Genomic DNA, 1,099 nt, shown 5'->3' with positions numbered 1-1,099 from the left:
GGTCTGGGGTCTGCGGTCGACGGCAGGGGGTACGGCGGTCGGCGGTCGGCGTCAGGGGGTACGGCGACGGGCGCCGGGGCCCGGGCGGGGCACGACATCGCGGGGCTGGCTCACCTCGTGCCCGTCCGCACAGCGCAGCTCGATACGCACCTCCGCGCCGCAGTCCCGGTGCGCCACGCTGAGCGGCGAGCCCTCCGGGTCGGCGAGGTGGCGGTCACCCCACTCGAGCACGGCGACCAGTACCGGCCACAGGTCCAGGCCCTTCTCCGTCAGCCGGTACTCGTGGCGCAGCCGGCTGCCCGGCTCCCGGTACGGCTCGCGGCGCAGCACGCCCTGCTCCACCAGGGTGGCCAGCCGGTTGGTCAGCACCTGACGCGGGATCCCGGTGCGCACCCGCATGTCGTCGAAGCGGCGTACGCCACTGAACACCTCGCGGAGCACCACGAGGGTCCACCGCTCACCGAGGACCTCCATCGCGCGGGCGATGGTGCAGTTCTCCACCGACCAGTCCAGTGCCGCGGGTCTCATCCGACCAGGCTAGGTCTTATTGACAGACTCAGCAACGTGCTGCGACGCTGCGTCCATGACACAGACTCAGGAGCCGACGCGCAGCCGTACCTTCACCTGGTCGGACCCGGCGGTCAACGCGGCGCAGGTCGGTCGACGCGCCGGCCTCGACCTGATCCGGGCGATGATCGCCGGGGAACTGGCCGCGCCGCCGGTGAGTCAGCTGATCGACATGGCGCGGATGGAGGCCGACGAGGGTCGGGTCACGGTCGAACTGGTCCCGCAGGAGTTCCACTACAACCCGCTGGGCACCGTCCACGGTGGCGTCATCTCCACCCTGTTGGACACCGCCGCCGGCTGCGCCGTGCACACCACGTTGCCCGCCGGCGTCGGCTACACCTCGCTGGACCTGAGCGTGAAGTTCCTCCGCCCGGTCACCGTCGCGAGCGGAATCCTGCGCTGCGAGGGCACCGTGCTCCAGCGTGGCCGCCGCACGGCCCTGGCCGAGGCCCGCCTCACCGACGCCGACTCCCGTCTCATCGCCCTCGCCACCAGCACCTGCCTACTCTTCCCCCTCCCCTAACCCCCGACC

General features: G+C 71.9%; 2 protein-coding genes. One reads left to right on the top strand and one right to left on the bottom strand.

The annotated features are described in order from the left end of the window. Positions 1 to 51 precede the first annotated feature (51 nt). Positions 52 to 528: a helix-turn-helix domain-containing protein gene (locus EAD98_RS08520; protein ID WP_121653509.1), complete on the bottom strand. Its 477-nt coding sequence runs from the start codon at positions 526 to 528 to the stop codon at positions 52 to 54. 55 nt (positions 529 to 583) lie between these two features. On the opposite strand from EAD98_RS08520, the gene EAD98_RS08515 reads away from it, so the two are divergent. After that, on the top strand, positions 584 to 1,090 hold the full coding sequence (locus tag EAD98_RS08515) for a PaaI family thioesterase (protein WP_121653508.1): 507 nt from the start codon (positions 584 to 586) through the stop codon (positions 1,088 to 1,090). Positions 1,091 to 1,099 lie beyond the last annotated feature (9 nt).

The organism is Micromonospora sp. CV4, from assembly GCF_003667455.1.
Classification (GTDB): Bacteria; Actinomycetota; Actinomycetes; order Mycobacteriales; family Micromonosporaceae; genus Micromonospora.
The sequence above is the reverse complement of the archived record's forward strand: the minus strand, read 5'-3'. Positions and strand labels throughout refer to the sequence as shown.

Excerpts from the sequence above, each read along its gene's own strand:
- EAD98_RS08515 (WP_121653508.1), top strand. The coding sequence starts at position 584 with ATGACACAGACTCAGGAGCCGACGCGCAGCCGTACCTTCACCTGGTCG.
- EAD98_RS08520 (WP_121653509.1), bottom strand. The coding sequence starts at position 528 with ATGAGACCCGCGGCACTGGACTGGTCGGTGGAGAACTGCACCATCGCC.